29 protein-coding genes and 1 tRNA gene are annotated in these 26,938 nt (G+C 68.7%); 16 read left to right on the plus strand and 14 right to left on the minus strand.

Annotation, left to right across the window (positions count from 1 at the left end; translation table 11 throughout):
- Positions 1-1,596 carry an exodeoxyribonuclease VII large subunit gene (gene xseA, locus AC1RUS_RS05275; RefSeq protein WP_492913745.1) on the minus strand — a complete coding sequence of 532 codons (1,596 nt, stop codon included), beginning with the start codon at positions 1,594-1,596 and terminating at the stop codon, positions 1-3.
- Between the two features lie 78 nt (positions 1,597-1,674).
- Complete coding sequence (gene gcrA, locus AC1RUS_RS05280; protein ID WP_492913747.1) at positions 1,675-2,208, minus strand: cell cycle sigma 70 cofactor GcrA; 534 nt, start codon at positions 2,206-2,208, stop codon at positions 1,675-1,677.
- Between the two features lie 237 nt (positions 2,209-2,445).
- Between gcrA and AC1RUS_RS05285 the strand changes: the two genes are divergently transcribed.
- From AC1RUS_RS05285 to argF, 3 genes are all read left to right on the plus strand, one after another.
- Positions 2,446-3,267 (plus strand): ABC transporter permease, encoded by an 822-nt coding sequence (locus AC1RUS_RS05285; RefSeq protein WP_492913749.1) that lies wholly within the window; start codon positions 2,446-2,448, stop codon positions 3,265-3,267.
- 138 nt (positions 3,268-3,405) lie between these two features.
- Complete coding sequence (locus AC1RUS_RS05290) at positions 3,406-4,626, plus strand: aspartate aminotransferase family protein (protein WP_492913751.1); 1,221 nt, start codon at positions 3,406-3,408, stop codon at positions 4,624-4,626.
- Positions 4,627-4,748: 122 nt separating this feature from the next.
- Positions 4,749-5,684 (plus strand): ornithine carbamoyltransferase, encoded by a 936-nt coding sequence (gene argF, locus AC1RUS_RS05295; protein WP_492913753.1) that lies wholly within the window; start codon positions 4,749-4,751, stop codon positions 5,682-5,684.
- A gap of 1 nt (position 5,685) precedes the next feature.
- On the opposite strand, the gene AC1RUS_RS05300 is transcribed toward argF, so the two are convergent.
- On the minus strand, positions 5,686-6,012 hold the full coding sequence (locus AC1RUS_RS05300; protein ID WP_492913755.1) for a GIY-YIG nuclease family protein: 327 nt from the start codon (positions 6,010-6,012) through the stop codon (positions 5,686-5,688).
- 234 nt (positions 6,013-6,246) lie between these two features.
- Between AC1RUS_RS05300 and AC1RUS_RS05305 the strand changes: the two genes are divergently transcribed.
- Positions 6,247-7,152 (plus strand): Hsp33 family molecular chaperone, encoded by a 906-nt coding sequence (locus AC1RUS_RS05305; RefSeq protein ID WP_492913757.1) that lies wholly within the window; start codon positions 6,247-6,249, stop codon positions 7,150-7,152.
- 67 nt (positions 7,153-7,219) lie between these two features.
- Here the strand turns inward: AC1RUS_RS05305 and AC1RUS_RS05310 are convergent, their stop codons facing one another.
- The 3 genes from AC1RUS_RS05310 to metZ all read right to left on the minus strand — a co-directional run bounded on the left by AC1RUS_RS05310 (position 7,220) and on the right by metZ (position 9,401).
- Positions 7,220-7,651, minus strand: a complete 432-nt coding sequence (locus AC1RUS_RS05310; RefSeq protein WP_492913759.1) for a hypothetical protein — start codon at positions 7,649-7,651, stop codon at positions 7,220-7,222.
- Between the two features lie 120 nt (positions 7,652-7,771).
- Complete coding sequence (gene apaG, locus AC1RUS_RS05315; protein ID WP_492913761.1) at positions 7,772-8,236, minus strand: Co2+/Mg2+ efflux protein ApaG; 465 nt, start codon at positions 8,234-8,236, stop codon at positions 7,772-7,774.
- Entirely contained in the window at positions 8,217-9,401 is a 1,185-nt protein-coding gene (gene metZ / locus AC1RUS_RS05320) for an O-succinylhomoserine sulfhydrylase (RefSeq protein WP_492913763.1), read from the minus strand. The genes apaG and metZ overlap by 20 nt, the downstream gene beginning before the upstream one ends.
- Positions 9,402-9,559: 158 nt before the next feature.
- Here metZ and AC1RUS_RS05325 point away from each other — a divergent pair, with 158 nt between their 5' ends.
- From AC1RUS_RS05325 to AC1RUS_RS05370, 10 genes are all read left to right on the plus strand, one after another.
- Positions 9,560-10,588: a 2'-deoxycytidine 5'-triphosphate deaminase gene (locus AC1RUS_RS05325; RefSeq protein WP_492913765.1), complete on the plus strand. Its 1,029-nt coding sequence runs from the start codon at positions 9,560-9,562 to the stop codon at positions 10,586-10,588.
- Between the two features lie 103 nt (positions 10,589-10,691).
- The gene (locus tag AC1RUS_RS05330; RefSeq protein WP_492913767.1) at positions 10,692-11,585 is read left to right on the plus strand and encodes a TraB/GumN family protein; all 894 of its coding nucleotides are present in this window, start codon (positions 10,692-10,694) and stop codon (positions 11,583-11,585) included.
- A 144-nt stretch (positions 11,586-11,729) separates the two neighbouring features.
- Positions 11,730-12,029 carry a hypothetical protein gene (locus tag AC1RUS_RS05335; RefSeq protein ID WP_492913769.1) on the plus strand — a complete coding sequence of 100 codons (300 nt, stop codon included), beginning with the start codon at positions 11,730-11,732 and terminating at the stop codon, positions 12,027-12,029.
- 123 nt (positions 12,030-12,152) lie between these two features.
- Positions 12,153-12,857 (plus strand): FABP family protein, encoded by a 705-nt coding sequence (locus AC1RUS_RS05340; RefSeq protein WP_492913771.1) that lies wholly within the window; start codon positions 12,153-12,155, stop codon positions 12,855-12,857.
- A 121-nt stretch (positions 12,858-12,978) separates the two neighbouring features.
- A complete protein-coding gene (locus AC1RUS_RS05345; RefSeq protein ID WP_492913773.1) occupies positions 12,979-13,419 on the plus strand; it encodes a hypothetical protein in 441 nt (146 codons plus the stop codon).
- Between the two features lie 29 nt (positions 13,420-13,448).
- Positions 13,449-14,039 (plus strand): hypothetical protein, encoded by a 591-nt coding sequence (locus tag AC1RUS_RS05350; protein ID WP_492913775.1) that lies wholly within the window; start codon positions 13,449-13,451, stop codon positions 14,037-14,039.
- Positions 14,036-14,230 carry a helix-turn-helix transcriptional regulator gene (locus AC1RUS_RS05355; RefSeq protein WP_492913777.1) on the plus strand — a complete coding sequence of 65 codons (195 nt, stop codon included), beginning with the start codon at positions 14,036-14,038 and terminating at the stop codon, positions 14,228-14,230. The genes AC1RUS_RS05350 and AC1RUS_RS05355 overlap by 4 nt, the downstream gene beginning before the upstream one ends.
- Position 14,231: 1 nt before the next feature.
- Positions 14,232-14,897 (plus strand): hypothetical protein, encoded by a 666-nt coding sequence (locus AC1RUS_RS05360; RefSeq protein ID WP_492913779.1) that lies wholly within the window; start codon positions 14,232-14,234, stop codon positions 14,895-14,897.
- 104 nt (positions 14,898-15,001) lie between these two features.
- A complete protein-coding gene (locus AC1RUS_RS05365; RefSeq protein WP_492913781.1) occupies positions 15,002-15,898 on the plus strand; it encodes an alpha/beta fold hydrolase in 897 nt (298 codons plus the stop codon).
- A gap of 71 nt (positions 15,899-15,969) precedes the next feature.
- Complete coding sequence (locus AC1RUS_RS05370; RefSeq protein ID WP_492913783.1) at positions 15,970-16,860, plus strand: TraB/GumN family protein; 891 nt, start codon at positions 15,970-15,972, stop codon at positions 16,858-16,860.
- Positions 16,861-17,051: 191 nt separating this feature from the next.
- On the opposite strand, the gene AC1RUS_RS05375 is transcribed toward AC1RUS_RS05370, so the two are convergent.
- Positions 17,052-17,657 carry an HD domain-containing protein gene (locus AC1RUS_RS05375; protein ID WP_492913785.1) on the minus strand — a complete coding sequence of 202 codons (606 nt, stop codon included), beginning with the start codon at positions 17,655-17,657 and terminating at the stop codon, positions 17,052-17,054.
- A 95-nt stretch (positions 17,658-17,752) separates the two neighbouring features.
- Between AC1RUS_RS05375 and AC1RUS_RS05380 the strand changes: the two genes are divergently transcribed.
- On the plus strand, positions 17,753-18,526 hold the full coding sequence (locus AC1RUS_RS05380; protein WP_492913787.1) for an exodeoxyribonuclease III: 774 nt from the start codon (positions 17,753-17,755) through the stop codon (positions 18,524-18,526).
- 16 nt (positions 18,527-18,542) lie between these two features.
- Here the strand turns inward: AC1RUS_RS05380 and AC1RUS_RS05385 are convergent.
- The 6 genes from AC1RUS_RS05385 to pcaF all read right to left on the minus strand — a co-directional run bounded on the left by AC1RUS_RS05385 (position 18,543) and on the right by pcaF (position 24,784).
- A tRNA-Gly gene (locus AC1RUS_RS05385) sits at positions 18,543-18,617 on the minus strand.
- 48 nt (positions 18,618-18,665) lie between these two features.
- A complete protein-coding gene (locus AC1RUS_RS05390; RefSeq protein ID WP_492913789.1) occupies positions 18,666-19,268 on the minus strand; it encodes a thioredoxin domain-containing protein in 603 nt (200 codons plus the stop codon).
- Positions 19,269-19,342: 74 nt separating this feature from the next.
- Positions 19,343-21,220, minus strand: coding sequence for a glycoside hydrolase family 9 protein (locus AC1RUS_RS05395; RefSeq protein ID WP_492913791.1), 1,878 nt, complete (start codon positions 21,218-21,220; stop codon positions 19,343-19,345).
- Positions 21,221-21,353: 133 nt separating this feature from the next.
- Positions 21,354-21,716 carry a CZB domain-containing protein gene (locus AC1RUS_RS05400; protein WP_492913793.1) on the minus strand — a complete coding sequence of 121 codons (363 nt, stop codon included), beginning with the start codon at positions 21,714-21,716 and terminating at the stop codon, positions 21,354-21,356.
- A gap of 139 nt (positions 21,717-21,855) precedes the next feature.
- Positions 21,856-23,400 (minus strand): carboxylesterase/lipase family protein, encoded by a 1,545-nt coding sequence (locus tag AC1RUS_RS05405; protein WP_492913795.1) that lies wholly within the window; start codon positions 23,398-23,400, stop codon positions 21,856-21,858.
- A 181-nt stretch (positions 23,401-23,581) separates the two neighbouring features.
- Positions 23,582-24,784 (minus strand): 3-oxoadipyl-CoA thiolase, encoded by a 1,203-nt coding sequence (gene pcaF / locus AC1RUS_RS05410; RefSeq protein WP_492913796.1) that lies wholly within the window; start codon positions 24,782-24,784, stop codon positions 23,582-23,584.
- A 174-nt stretch (positions 24,785-24,958) separates the two neighbouring features.
- Between pcaF and AC1RUS_RS05415 the strand changes: the two genes are divergently transcribed.
- Complete coding sequence (locus AC1RUS_RS05415; RefSeq protein ID WP_492913798.1) at positions 24,959-26,539, plus strand: DUF885 domain-containing protein; 1,581 nt, start codon at positions 24,959-24,961, stop codon at positions 26,537-26,539.
- Here the strand turns inward: AC1RUS_RS05415 and AC1RUS_RS05420 are convergent.
- The gene (locus tag AC1RUS_RS05420; protein ID WP_492913800.1) at positions 26,528-26,935 is read right to left on the minus strand and encodes a nuclear transport factor 2 family protein; all 408 of its coding nucleotides are present in this window, start codon (positions 26,933-26,935) and stop codon (positions 26,528-26,530) included. The two genes, AC1RUS_RS05415 and AC1RUS_RS05420, sit on opposite strands and share 12 nt — an antisense overlap.
- Positions 26,936-26,938: the final 3 nt, after the last annotated feature.

A 26,938-nucleotide genomic window follows, 5' to 3' on the forward strand; every position in this document is an offset into this window, starting at 1 on the left:
TCAGAACAGGCTGCCCTGATCAGGTTTTGGTGTTGTCGGCTTGGGGCGGGCCGGTTTCGGGGTCGCCACGGGGGGAATGGGCGGGCTGTAGGGCGTCGAGCCTTCGCCGCCGATGACCGCGTCGCGGTCGCCGCTCTTGAACTTCAGATTGACCCGCTCACCCGACACCAGGTCGGACGCCGAGCGCGCCAGCGAGCCGTCGGCCTTGCGCACCAAGGCGAAACCCAGCTCCAGCGGCCGTTCGGGATTGAGCGACTGGCGCAGCTTTTCCAGGCTGGCCAGGCGGTCGGCGTCGCGCTGCACGCGACGTTGTCCCGCCGACTGCAGGCGCGTCCAAAGCAGCGGCAGGCGGGCGTGGGCCTCGGCGCGATCGATGGTGCGGGCGCCGCAGGCGTTCAGGCGGTTGCTGAGATTGGCCAAACGCTCGCCGCCACGATCAGACACGCGGCCTCCGCCAGCCTGCAGTCGAAGGCCAAGCTCTTCGAGCCGCTTGGCCTTGAGCTGACGCTGCCGTTCCAGCGCCTCGGGCGACAGGCGGGCGGTGATCTTCAGCAGGTCCTGCGCATGGACGGCCGTGTTGCGGCCCAGAGCCGCGTCGAGCCGTCCCGCGGCGATGTCGAAGCGCTGCTGGGCTAAGGCCAGCAGGTCGGCCGGGCGGGGCAGGCCGCGCGCGGCGCCGACCAGTCGAGTGCGGCGATCCTCGATCAGGCGCGCGCCGCTGCGGCTCAGGCGGCGGTCGTAGTCCGAGACCAGGGCGCGCAGTTCGCCCAGCACCGGCGTGGCGATCTCGGCAGCGGCCGTCGGCGTCGGGGCGCGGCGGTCGGAGACGAAGTCGATCAGGGTGGTGTCGGTCTCGTGCCCGACGGCCGAGATCAGTGGGATGTCGCTGGCCGCCACGGTGCGCGCCAGGGTCTCGTCGTTGAACGCCCACAGGTCCTCGACCGAGCCGCCGCCCCGGGCGACGATCAGGATGTCGGGCCGCGGCACGGGTCCGCCCGGCGCGATGGCGTTGAAGCCGCGAATGGCCCCCGCCACCTGCACGGCGGCCTGCTCGCCCTGCACGACGACGGGCCAGACCAGGACATGGCACGGCCAGCGGTCGCGGATGCGGTGCAGGATGTCGCGGATCACCGCGCCGGTCGGGCTGGTGATGACCCCGACCACGGCAGGCATCGAGGGCAGGGGACGTTTGCGCGACGCCTCGAACAGACCCTCGCCGTGCAGCCTGGCCTTCAGTCGCTCCAGCTGCGCCAGCAGCGCGCCGACCCCGGCGGCCTCCATGCTCTCGATGACGATCTGGTAGCGCGAGCCGGCCGGGAAGGTGGTGATCTTGCCGGTGACGATGACCTCGAGGCCCTGCTCGGGCCGCACGCCCAGGCCGCGCACGGAACCCTTCCAGACCACGCCGTCGATGGCGGCCTTGTCGTCCTTGATGGTCAGGTAGACGTGGCCGTTGCCGTGATGGGTCACCTTGCTGAGCTCGCCGCGCAGCCGCACGAAGCTGTAGCGGTCCTCCAGCGTGCGCTTCAGCGCGAAGGCCAGTTCCGAGACGGAATAGGCGGGCGCGTTGGAATCAGAGGCGGCGACGTCGGTCATCCGCACAGCATAAGGCCCTCCCCGACGAACGGGGAGGGCCGCATGAGAGACGTGTTCTTATTGTGTGTTCGCCAGCCGCTAGATGTAGCGGCGCAGCGAGCGGGCCAGTTCGGTCGGGCCGGCCTTCTTCTTGGATTGTTGCGGCTGATAGGCGACCCGGGCGTGCTCGACGCAGTAGGGGCCTTCCGAGGAGCGACGGCCGCAGAAGGTGAAGCCGTCCGACGAGGGGTCGCCGATCGGCCACTTGCACATATGCGCGCCCAGGGTCAGCACGGTGGCCGAGCCCGGCTCTTCGTTGCGATAGGCCGGCAGCGACGGCGGCGCGACCGAAGGCGCGGCGGCCATCGGCGCGGGGGCCGATTGTTCAGGCGTGACCACCCGGCGCGGCGCGGACGGCATGGTCTGCGCGGCGGGACGGGCGGGACGCGGGGCCTTGAAGGCCGGACGCGCCGGTTGCGAGGGCGCCGCGCGGCCCGACAGGCCCAGGCGGTGCACCTTGCCGATCACGGCGTTGCGCGTGACGCCGCCGAGTTGTTTGGCGATCTGACTGGCCGAAAGCCCATCCAGCCAGAGCTTCTTCAAGGTCGTGACCCGTTCGTCGGTCCAGCTCATACCCATCTCCCGCCATCCTATGGGTTCCTGGCTTCCCCAAGCCATGGACCCCATATCTGGTGCTGTGACCGCCCCGCCGGCGGTCGTCCTACCAGATATCGTAAAGAATGTGTTAAAGCGCACAATAGGCGCCATGTGGTCTGTCCACAGAAACTAGATGTAGATTCGCATTTGCTTAACCTTGCGTCCCGACCGGTGCGGGCGCACATGGCCAAGGTGAATACGGGATCCGAGCTTATGAGAGACATGGCAGACAGCGTCATTCCGCCGCAGCCGCGCGACTATCACGGCTGGAACTGGAGCGGTTTCTTCACCCTCTACCAGCGCGAGATCCGCCGTTTCTGGAAAGTGGGCACCCAGACCGTGGCCGCGCCGGTGGTCACCACGCTGCTCTACATGCTGGTGTTCGTGGTCGCCGTCGGCCCCGCGCGCCAGGCCGTGGACGGGGTCAGCTTCGGCCACTTCGTGGCCCCGGGCCTGATCATGATGGCCATCCTCAACAACGCCTTCGCCAATTCGTCCTCGTCGCTAATCCAGGCCAAGATGATGGGCCTGACGCCAGACTTCCTGACCCCGCCGCTGTCGCCGCTGGAGCAGGTCTCGGCCTTCACCCTGGGCGCGGCGACGCGCGGCGTGGTGGTCGGGGCGGTCACCGCCATCGTCATCGGCGTTCTGCCGGGCGCGGGTCTGGGCGTGGCCCACATCTGGCCGATCCTCTATTTCGGGATCGCCGCCTCATTGATCCTGGGTCTGGCCGGCATCCTGGCCGGTCTGTGGGCCGAGAAGTTCGACCAGCTGGCGGCCGTGACCAACTTCCTGATCATGCCCATGACCTTCCTGTCGGGCACCTTCTACCTGGTCGACAAGCTGCCCGAGCCGTTCCGTTCGGCCAGCCACTTCAACCCGTTCTTCTATCTGATCGACGGCTTCCGCTACGGCTTCATCGGCCATGCCGACGGCTCGATCCTGATCGGCGTGCTGGCCACGGCCGGCCTGACCGTCGGGCTCTTCCTGTGGTGCTGGCATCTGTTCCGCACGGGTTACCGCCTCAAGACCTGAGGCGGTGTGTCCGGGGCGACCCAAGCCGCTAAATTCACCGTACTTTCATTGACAGACTGTCGTTCCACGGCGACAACCTGCGGCCTTCCGGTCCCCGTGCGAAAGCGCGGGGGCTTCTTTCCTTTTTGGGAGGTCGTCTTGAGCACCCAGACGTCGTCGTCGAATTCCTCGCAACACCACATCATGGGCGTCTACAACCGCGCCCCGCTGGCGTTCGAGCGAGGCCGAGGCGCGCGCCTGTTCTCGACGACCGGCGAAGAGTACCTGGACTGCGTGGCCGGCATCGCCACCTGCGGCCTGGGCCACGCCCACCCGACCCTGGTCGACGCGCTGAAGACCCAGGGCGAGAAGCTCTGGCACGTCTCCAACATCTATACGATCCCCGAGCAGGAAGCGCTGGCCGACAAGCTGTGCGCCCACACCTTCGCCGACGTGGTGTTCTTCACCAACTCGGGCACCGAGGCGATCGAGTGCGCCCTGAAGGCCGCCCGCCGCTATCACGTGGTCAATGGCCAGGCCGAGCGCGTGGACATCATCGGCTTCGACGGCTCGTTCCACGGCCGCTCGTACGCGGCGGTCAACGCCTCGGGCAACGCCGGCTATCTGGACGGCTTCGGTCCGCGCCTGCCGGGCTACAGCCAGCTGCCGTTCGGCGACATGGCCGCTCTGAAGGCCGCCCTGACCCCGACCACGGCCGCCGTGATCATCGAGCCCGTGCAGGGCGAGGGCGGGGCGCGGTCGCTGACCGAAGCCCAGCTGATCGAACTGCGCCTGATGACCCGCGAGGCCGGCGTGCTGCTGATCCTCGACGAGGTTCAGTGCGGCATGGGCCGGACCGGCAAGCTGTTCGCCTATGAGTGGGCCGGCGTCGACGCCGCGCCGGACATCATGTGCGTGGCCAAGGCCCTGGGCGGCGGTTTCCCGGTCGGCGCGTGCCTGGCCACCAACGAGGCGGCGCGCGGCATGCAGCCGGGCACGCATGGCTCGACCTACGGCGGCAACCCGCTGGCCATGGCCGTGGGCAAGGCGGCGTTCGACGCGATCAACACCGACGAGCTCCTCGACAACGTCAAGACGGTGGCCGGCTACTTCGTCCAGCAGCTGAACGGGCTGAAGGATCGCTTCCCGGACGTCATCGTCGACATCCGCGGCAAGGGCATGCTGATCGGCGTCAAGCTGGTCCCGAACAACCGTGACTTCATGGTCATGGCCCGCGACCAGAAGCTGCTGATCGCCGGGGGCGGCGACAACTGCATTCGGCTGCTGCCGCCGCTGAACCTGACCGTCGAGGAAGCCAGCGAGGCGATCTCCAAGCTCGAAAAAGCTTGTGAAGTCGCGCGCGCCAAGGCCGCCGCCTAGAGGATATCCGCAACCGTTTCCTCGCCCTTCGACAAGCTCAGGGCGAGGAAATTTGGACTGTCATTCGCCCTCATCCTGAGCCCGTCGAAGGACGAGGGCGGCATCTCGAAACGTGGCCCAAGATGACCACCCCCCGGCACTTCATCGACCTGTGGAAGCTGGACGGCGCCACGCTGCGCCTGATGCTGGAAGACGCCAAGGCCCGCAAGACGGCCCGCGCCGGCTGGGGCAAGGGCAAGGTCGACGCCGACGCGCCCGCCGACGGCCGCGTTCTGGCGATGATCTTCCAGAAAAACTCGACCCGCACCCGCTTCTCGTTCGATGCGGCGATCCGCCAGTTGGGCGGCAGCGGCATCATCTCGACCTCCAACGACATGCAGCTGGGTCGCGGCGAGACCATTGAGGACACCGCCAAGGTTCTGTCGCGCATGGTCGACGCGGTGATGATCCGCGCCAACAGTCACGCCGACGTCGAGCGTTTCGCCCAGGTCTCGACCGTGTCGGTGATCAACGGCCTGACCGACAAGAGCCACCCGTGCCAGATCATGGCCGACCTGCTGACCATCGAGGAGCATCGCGGCGACGTGGGCGGCAAGACCATCGCCTGGGTCGGCGACGGCAACAACGTCTGCTCCAGCTTCATCCACGCCGCGCCGCTGCTGGGCTTCAAGCTGAAGATCGCCTGCCCGGCGGTCTATCACCCCGACCTGGTGGATCTGGCGCGCTCGGCCGAACTGAACGGCCAGGTGACCATGACCGACGATCCCAAGGAGGCCGTGCGCGGCGCCGACGTGGTCGTGGCCGACACGTGGGTCTCGATGGGCGACACCGATCACGACGAGCGCCTGGCGGCCTTGGAGCCCTATCAGGTCGACGACGCCCTGATGGATCTCGCCAAGCCCGACGGCGTCTTCCTCCACTGCCTGCCGGCCCACCGCGGCGAGGAAGTCACCGACAGCGTGCTCGACGGCCCGCGCTCCCTGGCCTGGGACGAGGCCGAGAACCGCATCCACGCCCAGAAGTCGGTCCTGGCCTGGGCGTTTGGGGCGATCGGGTAGCTCAGACTTGGCGCGGTACGGGTGTCCATTCGAACACTCCCGCGTAGAGATCGTCCCAGCGCGGGTTGTCTCGTTCGATCAAGTTGATCTTCCAGTCCCGCCGCCACTCCTTCAGCGATCGCTCGCGCTGGATGGCGGCGGTCATCAGCTCGTGGGTCTCGAACCACACCAGGCGCTTCAGGCCGTAGCGCTTGGTGAAGCCTGGGATCAGGCCGTCCCGATGTTGGACGATGCGGGTTTGGAATTGGCTCGTGACGCCGATGTAGATCGTGCCGCGATAATGATCGGCCATCATGTAGACGGCGATGTCTGCACCTCTTCCGACCATTGTATAAAAATACACGCATAAATTTACTTCGTCATCCCGGGCCTTGTGCCCGGGACCCCGCTGTCCGTCGCAGGTGCGCGGACGGTGAAGCGGTGAGGTTCGGGTGCTCTGGAGAATTTCCCGTGCGAGCCGACACAGGGGTCCCGGGCACAAGGCCCGGGATGACGGGGTTAATTTGAGCAGGTGAGCAGATGCCCTCGCAATTCCGATCTTCACCCCCTATCTAGCCTCCCCATGACCGACATCGCCCCCAACACCGTCCTCGACGACGTCGTTTCGTCGTTCCAGATCGAAGGCCTGCCCGTGCGTGGCCGCGTCGTGCGCCTGGGCGCCGCCGTCGACGAGGTGCTGACCCGCCACGACTATCCCGAGCCCGTCGCCAACCTGCTGGGCGAGGCCTGTGCGCTCGCCGCCCTGGTCGGCTCCAGCCTCAAGTTCGAGGGCCGGCTGATCATCCAGGCCCAGGGCGACGGCCCCGTGCGCTATGTCGTGGTCGACTACGACACCAGCGGCGGCCTGCGCGGCTATTGCCGGTTCGATCCGGAGGAAGTGGCCAAGGTCTCCGAAGGCTTCGTGCGGCCGGGCGCCAAGACCCTGCTGGGCGGCGGCGTGTTCATCATGACCCTGGACCAGGGCCCGGACATGGACCGCTATCAGGGTGTCACCCCGATCGAGGGCGAGACCCTGGCCCTGTGCGCCGAGCAGTATTTCGACCAGTCGGAACAGACCCCGACGCGCGTGCGCCTGGCCGTCGGCCAAGCCGACACCGGCGAGGGCCCCAAGTGGCGCGCGGGCGGCATCCTGATCCAGTCGATCGCGGGCGACGAGACGCGCGGCGAGACCCAGGAGGCCTGGACCCACGTGCGGGCCTTGTTCGAGACCACGGGCGAAGACGAGCTGATCGATCCCACCCTGACCACGCCGACCCTGTTGTGGCGCCTGTTCCACGAGGACGGCGTGCGCCTGCTGGACGAAAAGCCGCTGCGCGCCTTCTGCCGCTGCTCGGAAGACCGCATTGGCGTGGTCATCCAGTCGTTCACCGACGAAGAGAAGGCCGAGATGGTCGAGCCCGACGGCAAGATCCGCGTGACCTGCGAATATTGCTCGCGGGTCTATGCGCTGGACCTGGCCGCCGTCTGATACAACGACGCCGGCGCCCCGGGAAGGGAGGCCGGCGTCTGGTCTCTGGCCGACGAGCCCGGAGCGATCAGATTCCGCAGCCGGTCTGACGCCAGCCGGCCCTGAAGGCGTCGTGGTTTTCGGCGCTTTCCAGCGTGGCGATGTTTGACCGGGCGATGAAGCGCCGGCTGTCGGCCTCACCATCTGCGTTTCGGCTGCTGACCGTGCCGCAGATCACCACGGCCTGGCGGTAGTCACCCACCCGCAGGTCGGTGAAGGATGCGCTGTCCGGATTGGCCAGGGCGCTGCTCACCACCTTCTGAACCTTCGGCAAGGCCATCAGGGCCCTGCGCTGGGTATAGGTGGCGCGCAGGTCGATCGGGCCCTGGCTGGCTGCGAGCCGAGGGCGGGACATGCTGGCATGAGGATCATTTTGAGTCGGAATGATCCGCCGCTGGGCGTTGGCCTGAGACGCCACCGCGACGCTTGAGGCGGCGACCACAACCATCATCAGAGCCATGAAGGATATTCCGCGCGTCATCGGCGACCTCATGGTTGCAAGCAAAGCTTCGATCTGTCGAGACTTTGCCTTACCGATGGGTGTGTCAATGAAAATTGCGCGCCGAAGGCGTGTGTCGACCTAGTTATACCGCCGCGCCGCGCCAGGCAGGTGCAGCGAGAACTCGGGGATCTCGGCGTCGAACACCTCGCCGTCCGCCGTCATCATCTGGTAGCTGCCGCGCATGGCGCCAGACGGCGTCGGCAGGGGGCAGTTGGAGACGTAACGGAAGGCCTCGCGCGGCTTCAGTTCCGGCTGCTCGCCGACCACGCCCGAACCCTCGACCTCGTTGCAGCGGTTGAAGGCGTCTGTGATCGCCCAGCGGCGCGCGACCAGATGCACGGTCTCGGCGCCGTGGTTCTCGATCTCCACCGTGTAGGACCACAGATAGAGGCCGTCGTCAGGGGAGGAGTCCTCGGGCTGGTAAACCGGCGCCACGCGCACGACGATGTCGCGTGTGCGGGCTTCATAGATGCCGCCGTCGGCGCCGCGACGCCGACGAATCCGCTGCAGCGGGGGAGAGGTCTCACGCCTGGTCGAGCGCACGGGTCACATCTCGCGTCAGATCGTCGAGGCTTTCGAGGCCGACCGACAGGCGCACGCCGCCTTCGGTGACGCCCAGCAGCGGGCGTTCGGCTTCGGGCACCGAGCGGTGGGTGGTGGTCGGCGGGTGGGTGGCCATCGACTTGGCGTCGCCGAGGTTGTTGGAGATGTCGACGATCTCCAGCGCGTTCAGGAACTTGAACGCCGCTTCGCGCGAGCCCAGGTCCAGCGCCACCACGGTGCCGCCGCCGGTCATCTGCATCTTGGCGACGTTGTGGCCCGGATGGTCGTGGCGGAAGGGATAGAGCACCTTCTGGGTCTTCTTGTGCTCGGCCATCACATTGGCCAGGGCGAAGGCGGTGTCGGTCTGGCGGCGGACGCGCAGGTCCAGGGTTTCCAGGCCCTTCAGCAGCACCCAGGCGTTGAACGGCGACAGCGATGGGCCGGTGTGGCGCAGCATGTCGCGATAGAACTCTTCGTTGATCGCCTCGGTGGTGAGGATCGCCCCGCCCAGCACCCGGCCCTGGCCGTCGATGTGCTTGGTGGCCGAATAGACCACGACGTCGGCGCCCAGCTTCAGCGGCTGCTGGAAGATCGGGGTGGCGAAGACGTTGTCGACGATGACCTTGGCGCCGACCGCGTGGGCGATGTCCGACACCGCGCGGATGTCGGTGATCTCCAGCACCGGGTTGGACGGGGTCTCGATCAGCACGGCCTTGGTGTTGGGCCGCATGGCCGCTTCCCAGGCCTTGGGGTCGGTGGCGTCGACGAAGGTGGTCTCGACACCCATGCGCGGCAGCCATTCGGCGATCAGCCAGCGGCACGAACCGAAGAGCGCGCGGCCGGCCACGACGTGGTCGCCGGCCCGCACCAGGCCCATCAGGGCGGCGTGGATCGAGGCCATGCCCGTGGCTTGGGCGCGGCAGACTTCCGCGCCTTCCAGCAGCGCCAGGCGGTCCTCGAACATCTTCACGGTCGGGTTGTTGAACCGCGAATAGACGAAGCCGGGCTCCTCGCCGGAGAACCGACGGTCGGCGCCCTCGGCGCTGTCATAGGTGAAGCCCTGGGTCAGATAGAGCGCCTCGGCGGTCTCCATATATTGCGACCGCGCCAGCCCCCCGCGGATCAGCTTGGTCGCGATGTCCCAGTCTTTGGGGTCCTCGGCCACGGGGCGTTCCTTCTTCGGCGCGGAAAGGCCGGCATAAGGGGTTCAGCGGCGCGCAGGGTCAAGGCGCGGAGGCCTGATTTCAACATCAGAATTGCTTGAGGCGAGCCGGGCTCGCTCCAGCCTTGCCTTCCAGGCGAGCTTTAGCGACTGTCGCCCCGATGACCGACGCCCATTCCGCAGGGATTCTGCCCTGCCAAAACATCGAAGACCTCATCGCCCAGGAGGCGATCACCTCCCAGACGCCGTTCGACGTCGACCAGGTGCAGCCCGCCAGCCTGGACCTGCGCCTGGGCGCGCGCGCCTGGCGGGTGCGAGCCTCGTTCCTGCCGGGCCTTGGCCGCAAGGTGACCGAGCGTCTCAAAGACGTGGCCATGCACGAGCTGGACCTGACCAAGGGCGCGGTGCTGGAAAAGGGCTGCGTCTATATCGCCGAGCTGCAGGAGAGCCTGGCCCTGCCGGCCAATATCTCGGCGCGCGGCAATCCCAAGAGCTCGACCGGCCGGGTGGACGTGTTCGTTCGCCTGCTGACCAATCACAGCCGCGCCTTCGACGATGTCGACGCCGGCTATGAGGGTCCGCTCTATATGGAGATCGCGCCGCAGACCTTCTCGGTGCTGGTGCGCACGGGCACGCGCCTGAACCAGCTGCGCCTGAAGCGCGGCGAGCCGGCCAAACTTTCCATTCGCAGTGTCGGCGTCGACCTGTCGCCGGGCATGGGCGGCATCGTCGGGTTCCGCGGCCGTCGCCACGCCGGCGTCGTCGACCTGGACCACGAGGACGGCCACGATCCGCGCGACTTCTGGGAGCCGCTGGAGACCCGCCATGGCGAGCTGCTGCTGGACCCGGGCGAGTTCTACATCCTGGCCTCCAAGGACGACATCGAGATCCCGGTGCTGGAAGCCGCGGAGATGACCCCGATCGATCCGTCGGTCGGCGAGTTCCGCGTCCACTATGCCGGCTTCTTCGACCCGGGCTTCGGCACGGAAGAAGCCGCCGCCGTCGGCTCCAAGGGCGTGCTGGAAGTGCGCAGCCACGAGACGCCGTTCCTGCTGGAGGACGGCCAGACCGTCGCCCGGCTGGTCTATGAGCCGCTGACCGCCCGGCCGGTGCGGCTGTACGGCGAGGGCGGGTCGCACTACCAGCGCCAGGGCCTGAAATTGTCCAAGCACTTCAAGGCCTGGACCTGAGTCAACCTGTCCCTGGGGCGTTAGGTCGCGCCTCGCTTAAGCCCCACCTTAAGCCGACTCACGCTTAGCTCAGGCTCACGAATTTTCGGTCGGGCCAAGGCGTATGGTGCGTGAGTTCAAGAACGGGCGAGGGCGGTTTTTCGCCTCTGTCCTGACAGCGGCGACGGTGTGGTGCGCGGGGGCTGTGGCCCAGGCGGCGCCGGCCATGTGGGAAGTGCGCGACGCGGACTCCCGCATCTTTCTGTTCGGATCGATGCACGTGCTGTCGCCGGGCGTGAAGTGGCGCACCCGCACCTTCGACCGCGCCTACGCCGCCGCCGACAAGGTCTGGTTCGAGACCCGCGCCGACGCCGGCCCCGCCGAGATCAAGGCCTTGGTCGACCGCTACGGCGTCGACGCCAACCGCTCGCTGACCGAGAAGCTGCCGCCGGTGTCGGTGGCCTCCCTCCGCCCCTTGCTGGACCAGCGCGGCGTGCCGCTGGAGCGGGTGGATCGCCTGCGGCCCTGGGCGGCGGCGATGATGCTGTCGGTGCTGCCGATGGCCCAGGCCGGCGCCAGCGTCGCCAGCGGCGCCGACGCCACCGTCACCACCCGCGCCAAGGCGGCCGACAAGCCGGTGGCGGTGTTCGAGACCCTGGAAGAGCAGCTGAAGATCTTCGCCGACCTCCCCGAGCCGGTGGAGCTGGAATATCTGGACGACGTGGTGCGCGAGCAGCTCAGCCCGCCGCGCAACGGCGTCGACCTGCAGGCCGCCTGGCTGCATGGCGACATGAACCGGCTGGGGCCTCTGCTGGTCGATCACCTGCGTCACGACCGCCCGGCGTTGCACGACGCCCTGCTGCACAGGCGCAATCTGGCCTGGGCGCAGAAGCTGGATCAGGAGATGCGCGGATCGGGCGTCCAATTGGTCGTGGTCGGGGCCCTGCACATGGCCGGCGACGACGGCCTGCCCGAGCTGATGCGCCAGCGCGGCTATGCCGTCCGTCGGGTCCAATAGCATGAAGCGCGACCGTCGCGGCATTGCGTCACACCACATCTGGTGGGCGCGAATGGCTCTTACACAAGTGGTAGAAGGTTTGTGTCGGGAGAGTCGTTTCGGCGACTCACTTTCGACACCATCCAAGTCCATGGAGGGCGCGTCATGGCCCGTCTGAACACCGACCCTTTTTCGATCCTCCAGACCCGCGTGCGGGCGTGGGAGGCGTGCGCCCGGATCCCGGGTTGCGACAAGGCGATCTGGCGCCAGGACGCCGCCGGACGGGTGATCCGCTGGGCCGATTTCGGCGACCGCTTCTCGCGCTACGGCTGGGAGATGCGCGAGCGTCCCAGCCTCGGCCTGCTGGGTCGCGCCCTCAAGCGCCACACCACCGAGGCCCTCCACTGGCGCGGCGTGCTCGGCGACGAAGCCCACCACGTCTTCGACCTGCCCAAGGCGGCCTGACCGCCTCTCCAGTGTCCGATGCGCGAGCCAAGTCCGAGATCGCGCGCCTGTCGACGACGCCGAGCTTGACGGGAGCGGCGTCTCGATAGAGGCAGTGCCAAGCTTCACCGAGGCCGGGGCGCGATGAACAATTTTCCGGATGATATCTTCACCGAACCCTCGGATGTCGATCCCGACACCCTGGCCAATCTGGGACCGCTGCGCCGGCTGGCCGGCGTCTGGGAGGGGCAGAAGGGCGTCGACCTGAACCCGAAGGCCGAGGGGCCCGAGCGGCGCGACTTTCTCGAACGCATCGAGATGCAGCCCATCGATCCCCAGGCCAACGGTCCGCAGCTGTTCTACGGCCTGCGCTATCACGTCCACATCGTCGCCTCGGACGAGGAGACGACGTTTCACGACCAGATCGGCTACTGGCTGTGGGAGCCCGCCACCGGGCTGATCCAGCAGACCCTGGCCCTGCCGCGCGGACAGGTGGCGCTGGCCAGCGGCCGCGCCGCGCCGGATGGCTCAGGTCTTGTGGTCCGGGCCGAGCGGGGCGGTCCTGGCTATGGGATCTGCTCGACCGACTTCCTGGAATGGGCGTTCCGCACCGACTCCTACGCGCTGGACGTGCGCTTCGAGGCCGACGGCGGCTGGTCATACGTCTCCACCACCATGCTCCAGGTCCGTGGCCGGACCGCGCCTTTCCGCCATGTCGACCGCAACACCCTGACCAAGGTCGCCGAGCCCAGGCCCAATCCCCTCGCGCGGATCGCGGCGGGTGAAGCCACCTTGGCCCAGGCGCATGGCTTTACGTCGATCGGCGGCGCGGCGCGTCCTCCGGGCTGAGGTCGCGCCAGGCCATCCGCCGGGTTGATGTCGTCTCTCCCATACAAAATGCAAAGCATGCTTGACATGATGTCGGGCATATATGACAAACACCCTTGTCATTTAGGCGGGGTTGCTTGTCATGGATTCCAAGGTTTCGAAGCAGGGCGCGCGCGAAGCGCTGGCCCAGAAGATCCTTCTGGGTTGCGGTGCGTTCGGCGGCGTGAGCGGAGCGGGCTGGTACCTGTTCGACAAGCTTGAGATCGCCGTGCCGACCCCGCTGCTGGCGTTGGGATCCTTGCTGGTGGTGGCCGCCATCGGCTGGGCGACGGTGATCTACTGGCGCAACATCGATGAGGCCGCCCGCGAGGCGCACAAGTTCGCCTGGTTCTGGGGCGGGTCCGGCGCCCTGTTGCTGTCCCTGCCGCTCCTGATCCTGACCGACACCGCCAAGCTGGAGGCCCTGTTCGGCCCGGGCGACGCCGCCCACTGGGTTCGGATCGGGTCGTTCGCGCTGCTGACCCTCCAGATCATCGGCTACGGCCTGGCCTGGGCCGGCTGGTGGCTGGTCCGCCAGCGTTGAGCGCGCCCCGCATCCTTGGAGAGTCTCAGATGTCGCAAGCGTCTCCCGCGCCGTCGCGCGCCCAGAGCAGGATCCTGGCGGCCGGGATCGCCGCGGTCGGCTTTCCCGCGTCCTTCATCGCCATCCGGCACGGCGATGGCGGCTGGCTGACCCTGGTAGGCGCCGTGCTGATCTTCGCCGTCTCCACCGCCGTGGCCTTGCTGCTGCGCCGCGTCAGCGACTGCGGGCCGATGACCTCGCCCATGCGGCGCTATCTGTGGCGGCTGATGCCGGCGATGTTCGCCTATGTGCTGGTGCTGTTCGGGTCGCTGTGGAGCATCCGCCACCTGCACCCGCAGGGCGCTCTGCTGTGGATCCTGGCCGTCGCGCCGGCCTTGCCGATCGTCGGCGCGATAGCCGCCATGGGCCTCTATCTGGTCGAGGAGACCGACGAGTTCCTGCGCGCCGTCCTGGTTCAGTCGATGCTGTGGGGCATCGGACTGGTGATGGTGGTCTGCACCGGCTGGGGCTTCCTGGAGAACGTCGAGCTGGTCCCGCACCTGCCGGCCTATCTGGTGTTCCCGATCTTCTGCGGCGGCATGGGCCTGGCCCAGCCCTTCGTGCGCAGGAGGTACCGGTGAAGAACCGCCTGAAGGTCCTCCGCGCTGAGCGCGACTGGAGTCAGGCCGATCTGGCCGAACGGCTCGAGGTCTCGCGCCAGACCATCAACGCCCTGGAGACGGGCAAGTACGATCCCAGCCTGCCGCTGGCCTTCAAGATCGCCCGCCTCTTCGGCCAACCCATCGAATCCATCTTCCAAGACGAGGCCTGACATGACGCTTGCTTCGAAACTCCCCAAGAACCCCGCTGTCCGGGTCCTGGTCTACGCCGCCATCGGCGCGCCGCTCGGCTATCTGGTCGGCAAATGCTTGGCCGGGCTGGAGGACGCGGGCGTCTGGACCGCGCCGGACCTTGGCTGGTCCGACGCCCTCGCCATCCTGCTGGCCTTCCTGCTGGTGAGTGTCGGCGTGATCACCCTGATCGTCAGCGCCAGCCGCAAGATCCTGGGCCGCCAGATCGATCCGGAAGGCGGCCGCCCCGCGACCTGGGCCCAGGCGTCCCTCTACGCCCAGAATGGCGTGGTGCTGGCCCTGGCCGGTGTGATGATGGCCGCGCCAGTCGTCGTCCGCGCCGCGTTCGACCCCGTGCCGCCGCTGATCGCTTCGGCGGCCATGGCCGGCCTCGTGGCTCTGTTCCTCGTCCAGACCGTCGGCAACATCTCGGTCTGGATGCGCAGCGACGAACTGATGCGCCGTGCGACCGCCGAGATCTCGGCGCTGACCTTCGTGATCCTGCAGGGCGCGCTGTTCCTGTGGGCGGCCGGCGAGAAGCTGGATCTGTTGCCGACCCTGACCCTGTGGGACGCCGTCAGCGTGATGATGACCGCCTACCTGCTGATCGCCGGGGTCGTCATCTGGCGTCGCGGCCTGGCCGCCTAGCCCTTCAAGACACCGTCCATCGGCGCGGCGCCCGCCGCCGCGCCCAGATCTTCACCGGCGCGCCGCCGGAGCCTTCCGCGCGCGCCAACCTAAAGGACTCGCCGATGAAATCGCCTCACCCTCGCTTCCCGATCATCCTGCTGGCCATCCTCGCCGCGATCGGCGTGTTCGGCGGCAACCACGCGCATTCCGCGCCCCTGGCCTCGGACCGCATCTCGGTCTTCGTGACCGGACAGGGGCCCGACGTGATCCTGATCCCCGGCCTGGCCTCGTCCGGCGCGGTGTGGGACGCCACCGTCAAGCAGCTGTCGGGCCGCCATCGCATTCACGTCGTCCAGGTCGCCGGTTTCGCCGGCGCGCCGGTCGGCGGCAACGCCGAGGGCCCGGTGCTGGAGCCGCTGGTCGAGGCGATCGACGGCTACATCAAGTCGGCCAAGCTGAAGTCGCCGGCGGTGATCGGCCACTCGATGGGCGGCCTGACCGGCCTGATCCTGGCGCGCCGCCACCCCGAGGACGTCAGCCGCCTGATGATCGTCGACAGCCTGCCGTTCTATCCGGTGCTGTTTTCGCCCGCCGCCACGGTCGAGGCGGTCAAGCCGCAGGCCGTGGCCCTGCGGGACGGCATGATCGCCCTGTCGCCCGAAGCCTTCGCCGGCCAGCAGGCCCTGACCATGCCCCGGCTGGTCAAGTCGCCCGAGGGCCTGAAGGCCGCCCTGGCCTGGTCGGCGGCCTCGTCCCAGTCGGTGATCGCCCGCGCGATGTACGACGTCCTGACCACCGACCTGCGCGGCGAACTGGCCGCGGTGACCACCCCGACCACGCTGCTCTATCCGTACGACCCGATGATGGGCGCGCCCCAGGCCGCGATCGACAAGACCTATGGCGACGCCTACGCGGCCCTCAAGGGCGTCAAGCTGGAGCGCGTCGACGGGGCCTTCCACTTCATCATGCTCGACCAGCCGGCGGCCTTCGCCCAGGCGGTCGACCGGTTCCTGAACTAGCGCTTTTCGCTGCGCCGTATCGCGTTCGGCGTGTCTTCCCCTTAAGACTATCGCACCAGCCGAGGACTCACATGCTTCATACGCTCTCCAAGACCGCCCGCCGCCTGCTCGCCGGCGTCGCCGCCGTGGCCGCGCTCAGCGCTGCCGTTCCGGCCATGGCCGAGCCCGCCCTGTGGGCGATCAAGGACAAGGACTCGACCATCTATCTGTTCGGCACCATCCACGTGCTGAAGCCGACCACCCAATGGCGCTCGACCAAGATCGACAAGGCGCTGAACGACAGCGGCGACCTCACGGTCGAGGTGCTGGGCGCCGACGACCCGGCCGCCATGCAGCCCCTGGTGCTGAAGTACGGCGTCGACCAAGCCACGCCGCTGTCCAAGAAGCTGAACCCGGAAGACCTCAAGCGTATTCAGACCCTGGCCCAGGGCGCGGGCGTGCCGCCCCAGGCGCTGGAGGTCATGCGCCCCTGGCTGGCCTCGATCTCGCTGGCCATGCTGCCGATCATCAAGGCCGGCTACGATCCCAAGAGCGGCGTCGAGCAGGTGATCCAGGCCCAGATGAAGGCCACGGGCAAGCCGGCGGCCTCGCTGGAGACGCTGGAACAGCAGATCCGCTTCTTCGCCGACATGCCTCAGAAGGTCGAGGTCGAGATGCTCAAGTCCACCCTCGACGACGCCGAGGAAGGTCCCGCCAAGATCGACAAGATGGTCTCGGCCTGGGCCTCGGGCGACACCAAGGCGCTGGAGACCGAGTTCGTCACCGAGATGAAGAAGGACTATGCCGACGTCTATGACGTGCTGATCATCGACCGCAACGCGGTGTGGGCCCAGCAACTGAAGACCAAGCTGGCCGGCAAGGGCGTCAGCTTCGTCGCCGTCGGCGCGGGCCACCTGGTGGGGCCCGACAGCGTGCAAGCGCAACTGGCCAAGCTGGGCGTCAAGGCCGAGCGGGTGAACTGATCGACGTCAGAGTCAGCAGCGCCCCCTCCGTCACGTCGCCTATCGGCGCCGCGCCACCTCCCCCGTTTCACGGGTGAGGAGGAAGGCCGCTGCTCTCCTCCTCCCATGCGAAGCGGGGGAGGTGGCGCGATGCGAATACGCATCGTGACGGAGGGGGCGTCCGGCGTTTGCCGTCCTATCCGCAAACGGAGTTACTCCGCCGCCTCCACCGCCGGCTTGCGTAGATAGATCGAGCGCTTGGGCACGCTCATCACCCGGTGCAGCATGGGCTCGAAGGCCTCCAGCGGCATCGACTTGAAGTTCGGATCGAAGGCGTCCTGGTCGTACAGGTGCCCGAACTGGGCGGTGTATTCGAAGTCCGGATGGCCGCGGAACTGCTCGCGCATGTCGCGGTCCAGACCCAGATAGTCGAAGAAGTAATAGCCCTGGAAGATGGCGTGGTTGGCCACCATCCAGTGGTTCCGCTCCGACACGAAGGGCTGGACGATCGCCGCGGCGATGTCGGCGTGATTGCGCGGGCCCAGGATGTCGCCGATGTCGTGCAGCAGAGCGCAGACGACATATTCCTCGTCGCGGCCGTCCTGATGGGCCTTGGTGGCGGTCTGCAGGCTGTGCTCCAGCCGGTCCACCGCGAACCCGCCGCAGTCGCCCTGCAGCAGCTTCAGGTGCGTCATCAGCCGGGTCGGCAGCTCGCGCCCGAACTCCATCGAGGCGTTGGCGATGATCCCCCAGTCTTCGGCCGTGCCGTCGACCATGGCGTGGAACTTGGCGCGCGGATGATCTTCCCCGTCAGCCATGGCGCGTTTCCTCCGAACGTCTGTTTGAAGGATCGTGCGCCCGAAGCACAGCGCCGTCAACGGAACCGCTCATCGACGGCGAACCTTCCTCTGCGATGAAGATCGCCACCTTCAACATCAACAATATCAACGCCCGGCTCGACAACCTGATCGACTGGCTGGACCAGGCGCAGCCTGATGTCGTCTGCCTGCAGGAGCTGAAGGCCGAGCAGGGCGCCTTCCCGGCCGAGACCCTGGAGCAGCTGGGCTACGGCGCGGTCTGGAAGGGCCAGCGCACCTGGAACGGCGTGGCCATCCTGGCGCGTGACGGCGAGCCGGTCCTCACCCGCACCAGCCTGCCGGGCGATCCCGCCGACACGCAGTCCCGCTACATCGAGGCGGCGGTGAACGGGGTGCTGGTCGCCTCGATCTACCTTCCCAACGGTAATCCCAGGCCCGGCCCCAAGTTCGACTACAAGCTGGCCTGGTTCGCCCGCTTGATCGCCCACGCCGAGGCCTTGCGGGCTACCGGCGCGCCGGTGGTGCTGGCGGGTGATTACAATGTGGTGCCGACCGAGGCCGACATCTATCCCAACCACTCCTGGGCCGACGACGCGCTGTTGCAGCCCGAGAGCCGCGCGGCGTATCGGACGCTGCTCGACGCCGGCTGGACCGACGCCCTGCGCGCCGTCCATCCGCAGGGGCCGCTCTGGACCTTCTGGGACTACAAGCGAATGCGCTGGCCCAACGACAAGGGCCTGCGCCTGGACCACCTGCTGCTGACCCCCGACCTCGCCGACCAGCTGACCGACGCCGGCGTCGACCGCTGGACGCGCGGCGAGGACCACTGCAGCGACCACGCGCCGGCGTGGATCGAACTGGACCGCTAGAAAGGGTGGAAGCGCCTGGAGCGGGCGGGGGGAATCGAACCCCCGACATTCTGCTTGGGAAGCAGACGCTCTACCTCTGAGCTACGCCCGCGAGGCGTTGGCCGTTCCTTAGCGGGTCCGCCCGCCGACCTCAAGCGCTCTACGACGCCGCCGCGATCGCCGCGTCGATATCGGCCAGCGAGTGGAAGCCGGGCTCCATCTTGCGGCCGTTGATCTCGAAGGTCGGGGTAGCGTCGACCTTGTTTTCGCTGGCGTTGCGTTCGACCCGCGCGTTCAGCGCCTTGATCTGGGTTTCGTCGGTGACGCACTTGTTGAACTGGTCTTCGTTCAGGCCGGCCGACTTGGCGATCTCCAGCAGGGTCTCGCGCGGGGTGATGAAGGCGGCGCGTTGCTGGGCGAAGATGGCGTCATTGACCGCGAAATACTTGTCCTTGCCGGCGCAGCGGGCCAGCAGGAAGCCCGCCGACGCGACGGTGACCTCCGAGCCGTCGCCCACCAGCATCTCGCGGAAGACATAGCGAACCTTGCCGGTGTCGACATATTTGGCCTTGAAGGCCGGATAGACCTCCTGTTGCCAGGCCGCGCAGATCGGGCAGCCGACCGAGGCGTATTCCACCACCGTGATCTTGGCGCTCTTGTCGCCCAGGACCATGTCGTCCGGCAGCGCCTCGAAGGTCTTGGGCTTGCAGGCGCTCAGGGCCAGGCTCAGCAACACGACGGCCACGACAGCGAAACGACGCATCAGTCCAGACTCCGTACCAGGAACAAGCGTCTCCATGAGACGGACGATCGTCGCCGGGGTCAACCTTCGGCGCGCTAGGGCTCGTCCAGCCAGGTCGCCACCCAGAACAGCGGGGCGTTCCAGTTGATGGCCACCTCGTTCTGGGTGAAGGCGCGGTAGTCGTCGGTCCAGCAGGTCTGGGGCGCGCACTTGCCCTTCATGTCCTTGGCCACCGGATCGCCCATGCTGGTCGAGTTGGGCCCGCCCGAGATCACGCCCGGCGGCGGGGCGGGATAGCGCGCATTGGCCTGCTGGGCCCAGAAGCGGTGGTGCGGATTGCGCATCGGCCGCGCGCCGTGGCCGGTGACGAACGAGCGGTCTAGCGGGTTGCGGCCCAGGATGAAGTCCATCGCGTCGACCGCGCCGTCGCGATAGGCGGCCTTGCCGGTGAAGTCGTGGGCCAGGCCCAGCACCATGGCCCGGTTCAGAACCGACGAGGTCGAGCCCCACGGATAGCCCTTGGGCGCATAGGGCAGGGCGTAGCCTTGCGTGGTTTCGTCAGCGAGATAGCGGTCGGCGCTGGCGACCAGGTTGGCGCGGGCCTTGGCGATCTCGTCGGGCTTCAGCTTGTTGGGCGCCAAGGCCAGGGTGATCGTCCCCAGGGCCCCGACCGAGGGCCAGCCGATGTCGCCGGTCGGCGTCGTCCCCGCCGCCAATCCTGTTGCAGAGGGGCCGGCCAGGAACAGCGGCGAGGCCCGCAGGATCGCCTCGTAGCCCGCCGCGCCGGTCGTGGCGTAGAGCTCGGCGGCCGCCCAGTAGAACTCGTCGCCCAGATTGGCGTCGCCATAGCCGCCGCTGCCGGTGAAGGCGCCCAGGGCCTGGATGTCGGGATTGCGCGCGGCGGCGGCGAAGGCGCGCCGCGCGGCTTGCAGGCAGCGAGCCGAGAAGGCTGGATCGATCGTCTTCCACAGCCGCGCGGCCTGGGCGGCCGTGGCGGCCAGGTTCAGCGTCGCCGCCGTGGTTGGATGGTAGAGATAGCGCGTCTCCCTGTCGTCGGCCGGGGCCGTGGGCAGGGCGGTCCAGTGCTCGTCGGCCAGCCGCTGGTGCGCCATGCCCGAGGCGTCGACGGCGGTCAGGGCCAGCCGACCGGTGGGACCGACGCGCTGCGGGCCGACCGGCAGGTCCATCGTCACGCCCGCCGGAACCTGCATGGCCAGCAGGAAGTCCATCTCCCAGCGCGCCTCGTCCAGCAGGTCGGAGACGCCGTTGGCGTTCTCGGGGATCTTGCCCTTGCCGTCGGCGAAGGCGGCCAGGGTCGAGGCCTTGCCCAGCACGGCGGCGCGCTCATAGGCGTTCTGCAGGGTCCAGACGGCGATGCCGCCATTGACCACGTACTTGCCCTGGTCGCCGGCGTCGTACCAGCCGTGGCTGGCGTCCAGCGTGTAGGCGCAGCCGGCCCAGACTTGGCCGCGCTCGTCGGCCTTGTCGAAGCAGGTCGCCTTGTCGGGCGCGTGACCGGCAGGGCGGGCCAGATCCGGCCGCTGGACGAAGCGGGCCTCGATCGGGACGCCGCTGCGGTTCTGGTAGAAGAAGCCCAGGGCGTCGGCCTTCAGCGCGCCGTAGAGCCGCCCGCCGATCGCAAAGGGACGGCTCTCGACCGCGCCGACGACCAGGCGATAGCCGTCGCCCGCGCCCTTGAAGTCGCTGAAATCGATCTGGTGGACGTGCTCGCCGGACGCGGCGTCGTCGCCGAACACCTTGGTCTCGCCGCTGGCCACGACCGCGCCCTTGGCGTCGCGCAAGGTCCAGGGCAGGGGCGCGGTCGAGGGATCGGCCAGCATGGCGCGTTTGGGCCCCGCGGCCTCGACGCCCAGCTGGTTCAGGCGAATGGCGCGGGCCGCCTCCTCGGCGCTCGCGGTCCCGGACAGCGTCAGGACCAGGGCGGCGACCATCATCGCGGGGCGGAGTTTCATGCGCGCTTCCTGCCATCGCGGCGCGTCATGCTCGCGCGCCGTCGACGACAAGTTAGCGGTAACCTGACAGCGTTGTCACTGACAAAACGTCTCGGCCAGGCTCGAGTGTCTCAGCGCCCCGCCTCGGCGCGGATCACACGACGACGCTGTCCCAGGCCGCGCGCATTCGACGGAAGGCCGCGTTCAGGTTGGCGAGGGCCTGGGCGAGCGGGGCGTCAGTGCGCAGTCCGCGCCGGGCCTCGGCATATTGCTGGGCGTTGATCTGTTCGGCGATCTTGCCAGCGACGGCGTGAAAGTCGCGGTGCGCCTCCAGCAGACCCAGGAACGCGTGATTGCCGGCCCAGCGCTTTCGGCCTTCGCCATGCAGCCAGCATCCCGTCGCGCACGCACGGTCGGACTTGAGCGCAGCGAGGTCGACGGGGCGCTCCTGCGAGATCGCGGTCTGCAGGGTTTCGCGAAGTTCGGCGTGCAAACGCGCCTGTTCCTGGAAGTCCATGCCCAAAACCGCCCCGGCTCAATCCGGCGGCGAGTTTGATCGCGTCGTTTTTCGCGCGCGTCTCAGAAGCTTTCGCGGCGATATCGGCGCGGGTCCGCCAAGTTGCGAGGGCATGAACCACGCCAAAGATCGATGCGCGCTATTGGACTCCGGCCATCAGTTTCAACCGCGCCACGTCCGGATCGGCCACCGCCCCGGTCTGCGGTCCGATCAGCAGTTTCCGCGCGTCGCCGTCCGGCGCATAGGTCGGCCAAGCGGGCAGGCCGGGCCCGTTGGGATCGCCGGTCTTGGTGAAGTTGGCCCAGTAGGACGACATCTGGTCGGCCACCTTGGCTTCATCGGCCTCGACCCGCCAGCCGGGCATCACCTCCGGATGGCCGAAGGCGAAGGGGATGTCCGACGAGTGGAACGCGCCGAACGACTTGCCGGCGTTGCTGGCGCCAAACCAGCCCTCCGGCGTCTTGGCCACCTGGTCGAAGCGATAGAGATAGACCGGCGCCTTGCCCGTGCGGGTCTGGGTCGCCGCCCACGACCAGGTGGGCAGGCCCATCCAGATGTCGCCGGCCAGATCGCGGCGCGAGCGGGCCTCGTGGGCAGGATCGGACGGATAGAACGGGGCCGCCTCGGCGGCGCGGGCCCCGAACCGGCTCTTGATCACGTCCGCCAGACTGGCGTTGGCGAAGAGGCCGCTCTCCAGGAACGCGCCCTCGTCATGGGTCCAGCCGGTCAGCAGGGGGACGTCGTTCTGCCGGCCGGCCTTGAACGCGTCCGCCGTGCCGGTCGGCATGATCCAGCCGTCGATGACGGGCGAGAAGGCGAACTTGCTGTCCGGCGCGGTCCACATGGCCAGAATCTCGGTGGCCGAGCGAGCCCGCAGGGCGGCCAGGCTGGGGCTGCCGAACGCCTTGCCGAAGGCGACGCCCTCGGCCTCGCGCGCGGCCAGCGGCGCGTCGGCGCCCATCATGCCGAAGCCCGAGCCGCTCTGGCCGATCACGCCCCGGAACAGGCCCTTGGCCTCCGGCGAGCCCATCAGTCGGCTGACCGCATCCGAGCCGGCCGACTCGCCGACGATGGTCACCTTGTCGGGATCGCCGCCCAGGGCCGCGATGTTGTCGCGCGTCCAGCGCAGGGCCGCGATCATGTCGGCCAGGGCCTGGTTGCCGCTGGCCTTGCGCGGCGATTCCGCCGTCAGCTCCGGATGGGAAAAGAAGCCGAACGGGCCAAGGCGGTAGTTGATGGTCACCACCACGACGCCCTTCCTGGCCAGGGCGACGCCGTCGTGGCGCGGCTCGGCGCCGGAGCCCGCGCCATAGCCGCCGCCATGGATCCAGAACAGCACCGGCAGCGTCTGGCCCGGCTTGGCCCCGCTCCAGACGTTCAGATAGAGGCAGTCCTCCGACATGCCCGGGGTGAAGGGGTCGAGGTCCGCATAGCGCTTGGGCTGCACGCAGTTGGCGGCGAAGCGATCGGTCGGGCGCTGGCCGCTCCAGGCGACCACGGGCGCGGGCGGTTTCCAGCGCAGGTCGCCGACCGGCGGGGCGGCGTAGGGCACGCCCTTGTAGGCCCTGATCCCGAAGGCGTCGGCCGTGGGCGGCGCCAGCCGGCCGCCGGTGACCTGCTGGGCGTGTCCGGCGCTCGCGAGCGCGCCGAGGGCCAGGACGAGGAGGGCGACGCGACGGACCATGCAGGGGCTCTTCTGTTGCGAGCGCCCAGATGAGCAGGGGCGAGCGAGGTTGTCACGCCCGCAAGCTGTCATCCCGGCCGCAGCGAAGCGGAGAGCCGGGACCCACGGTGACCGCAGTGCGCCGGCCCCTGGGTCCCGGACAGCCTCTGCGAGGCTTCCGGGATGAGAACTATTTTTGGGATCACACCCGCTCGACCACCATCGAAATCCCCTGGCCCACGCCGATGCACATGGTCGCCAGCGCGTAGCGGCCCTGGCGGCGGTGCAGCTCCTCGACGGCCGTCAGGGCCAGGCGGGCGCCGCTCATGCCTAGGGGGTGGCCCAAGGCGATGGCGCCGCCGTTGGGGTTCACGTGCTCGCCGTCGTCGCGCAGGCCCAGCTGGCGCAGCACCGCCAGGCCCTGGGCCGCGAAAGCCTCGTTCAGCTCGACCACGTCCATCTGGTTGATGGAGAGGCCCAGGCGCGCCAGCAGCTTCTGGGTCGAGGGGGCCGGGCCGATGCCCATAACGCGGGGCGGCACGCCGGCCGCGCCGGAGCCGACGATGCGGGCGCGCGGCGTCAGGCCATGGCGCTTGATCGCCTCTTCCGAGGCGATGATCAGCGCCGCCGCGCCGTCATTGACGCCCGAGGCGTTGCCGGCGGTGATCGTGCCGTCGGGGCGGACGATGGGCTTCAGGGCCGACAGGGCCTCGATCGTGGTGGCGCGCGGATGCTCGTCCTTGCTGACCACCACCGGGTCGCCCTTGCGCTGGGGGATGGTGACCGGGACGATCTCGGCGTCGAAGCGACCGCTGGCTTGCGCGGCTGCGGCGCGGGCCTGGCTGCGCAGGGCGAAGGCGTCCTGGTCGGCGCGGCTCACGCCATGGTCGTCGGCGACGTTCTCGGCGGTCTCGGGCATGGAGTCGACGCCATAGGCCTTGCGCATGGCCGGGTTGACGAAGCGCCAGCCGATGGTGGTGTCGAAGATCTCGGCGGCGCGCGAGAAGGCGCTGTCGGCCTTGCCCATCACGAACGGCGCGCGGCTCATGCTCTCGACGCCGCCGGCGATCATCAGTTGGGCCTCGCCGGACTTGATGGCGCGGGCGGCCACGCCCACGGCGTCCAGTCCCGAGCCGCACAGGCGGTTGACGGTCGAGCCCGAGACCTCGGTCCCCAGGCCCGCCAGCAGGGCGGCCATGCGCGCGACGTTGCGGTTGTCCTCGCCGGCCTGGTTGGCGCAGCCCAGCACCACGTCGTCCACCAGGCTCCAGTCGACGCCGGCGTTGCGCGCGGCCAGGGCCTTCAGCGGAATGGCGGCCAGGTCGTCGGCGCGGACCGACGACAGCGCGCCCGCATAGCGGCCGATCGGGGTGCGGACGGCGTCGCAGATGAAGGCTTCGGCCAAGGGGAACTCCTGCTCAAGGCCGCTCCGCTTCGAGGCGGGCTGGCGAGATTGTTTGCGGCACATACTAATGACCGCGACCGGCGGATCAAGCGCGCCAAACGGTCGTTGGCCTTGGACACCGGTGTCAAATCACCTACGACTTCGGGCAAGAACCAAGGTCATGGGAGACGCGTGATGATCAGCCGGCGCGAGGTGATGGGCGGAGCCCTGGTCGTGGCCGGCGGCGGCGCGACCCTACTTTCGGCGGGCGGCGCGAGCGCGGCGGCCGCGACCGACGACGCGCTGCTCAAGACCACCCTGGACAAGCTCGCCAAAGGCGGGCCGGCCGCCGAGCGTCTGGCCATGCTCAAGGGCCTGCAGCCACTGAACCTCTCGCCCGGCGCGCGGCTCGACTACGACGCGGTGCTGGGGTCGATCGAGACCGAGGCCGAACTGGTCCGCCGCTTCCCGTTCGGCGCCGGCCCGGGCGCGCCCTATGTCGTCACCACGCGCGGCGGGACCTGGCTGAAGGCGGGCGAGGCGGCCAAGGCCGGCGGCGACGCGGCCGCCGCCTCGGCCAGGAAGCTCGACGCCGAGACCGCCCAGATCGCCGCCGACGCCGCTCAGGGCGTGATCGCGCCGGCCTTCGTGATCGACAAGGTGTTAACCGGCCTGACCGCGACCGCCGGCGCCGCATCGGCCTCGCCCGAGATCGCCGCCGCCCTGGGCCGCCAGCGCGACGCCCTGCAAGCCGTGCGGGCCAAGGCTGGCGAGTCCGGCGGCCTGCGCTTCAAGGACCACGACGCCTATTACGCCCTGATGCTCAAACTGAACCTCGGCATGACCATCGCGCCGAAGGACGCCCACGCCCGAGGCCTGCAGGTCGCCAAGGCCCTGACCGCCCGCGCCGACGCGCTGCTGAAGAAGCAGGGTCTCAGCAAGGGCTCGGTCGGCCAGCGCCTGACCGCGCTCAGCCAGGACCCGCGCTATCTCTACAGCGACGACGACGCCGGCCGCGACCGCGCCGTGGCCGACATGAACGCTTGGCTGGACCGGTCGATCGCCCGCCTGCCGGTGTCGTTCGGGACCCTCGCGCCGGGCTCGCGCAACGCCCGCGTCAGCCGCATGACCCGCGCCGACGAGGCCGCCGGCCGCCAGGGCTATCGCGACGCGCCCAGCTTCGACGGCGCCAAGGCCGGGGTCTACTATGTCGACCTGAAGGCCATCCGCACCCGGGCCAGCTGGACCCTGGGCAGCGTCGCCCACCACGAGGCCATCCCCGGCCACATGGTGCAGATCCCGCTGGAAGAGGTGTCCGGCGCCCACCCACTGCGCGTCCGCCTGGCCTGTCCAGGCTTCGTCGAGGGCTGGGCGATCTATGCCGAGCAGCTGGCCGACGAGGAGGGCGCCTTCGCGGCCGATCCGTTGTCCCAGCTGGGCTATGTGCAGTGGATGCTGTTCCGGGTCGGCCGGCTGCTGGTCGACACTGGCATGCACACCCAGGGCTGGACGCGCGCCAAGGCCGAGGCCGTCTTCGCCGACCTGCAGGGGCCGCCGCCGGTGTTCGCGCCGATCGCCCAGGATGTCGAGCGCGCCGCCATCGGCCCCGGCGGCGTGGCGGGGCAGGGCCTGGCCTGGCTGGAACTGGCCCGCCTGCGCGCGCAGGTCCGCAAGGCAAAGGGAACCAGCTTCGACATCCGCGCCTTCCACGACGCGGTGCTGACGCCCGGAACCTTGCCGCTGGCGACCCTGCGCGGTCGGCTTCTAGGCGTCTAGGGGCCGACTGGCGTCGATGATCTGGGCGCTGTCGATGAATTCCTTGTAGGCGCTGATCTTGCCGTCCCGGACGGTCAGGATGTGCACCCAATCGGAGTCGACCAGCTGGCCGGTGGCTCGCACGCGGCCCTTGACGTTGCCCTGCACCACCACCGTATCGCCCTGGGCGATAAAGCTGGACTGCGTGCTGTCCAGCCGTTCCAGATGCTGGTCCAGCAGGGTGAAATACTCGGCCACGCCCTCGCGGCCCGTGCGCGAGCCGAACAGCGACAGCAGGTTGGCCGGGCCAACGGCCGTCCAGCTCACGTCGTCGGACAGGGCGTCGAGCACCTTGTCGATCTGGCCGTTTTCGAAGAAGGCGTAGGACCCCTTCACGAGGTCGAGTGCTGCGTTCATGGT

The organism is Caulobacter sp. GW821-FHT10F06 (assembly GCF_058809215.1).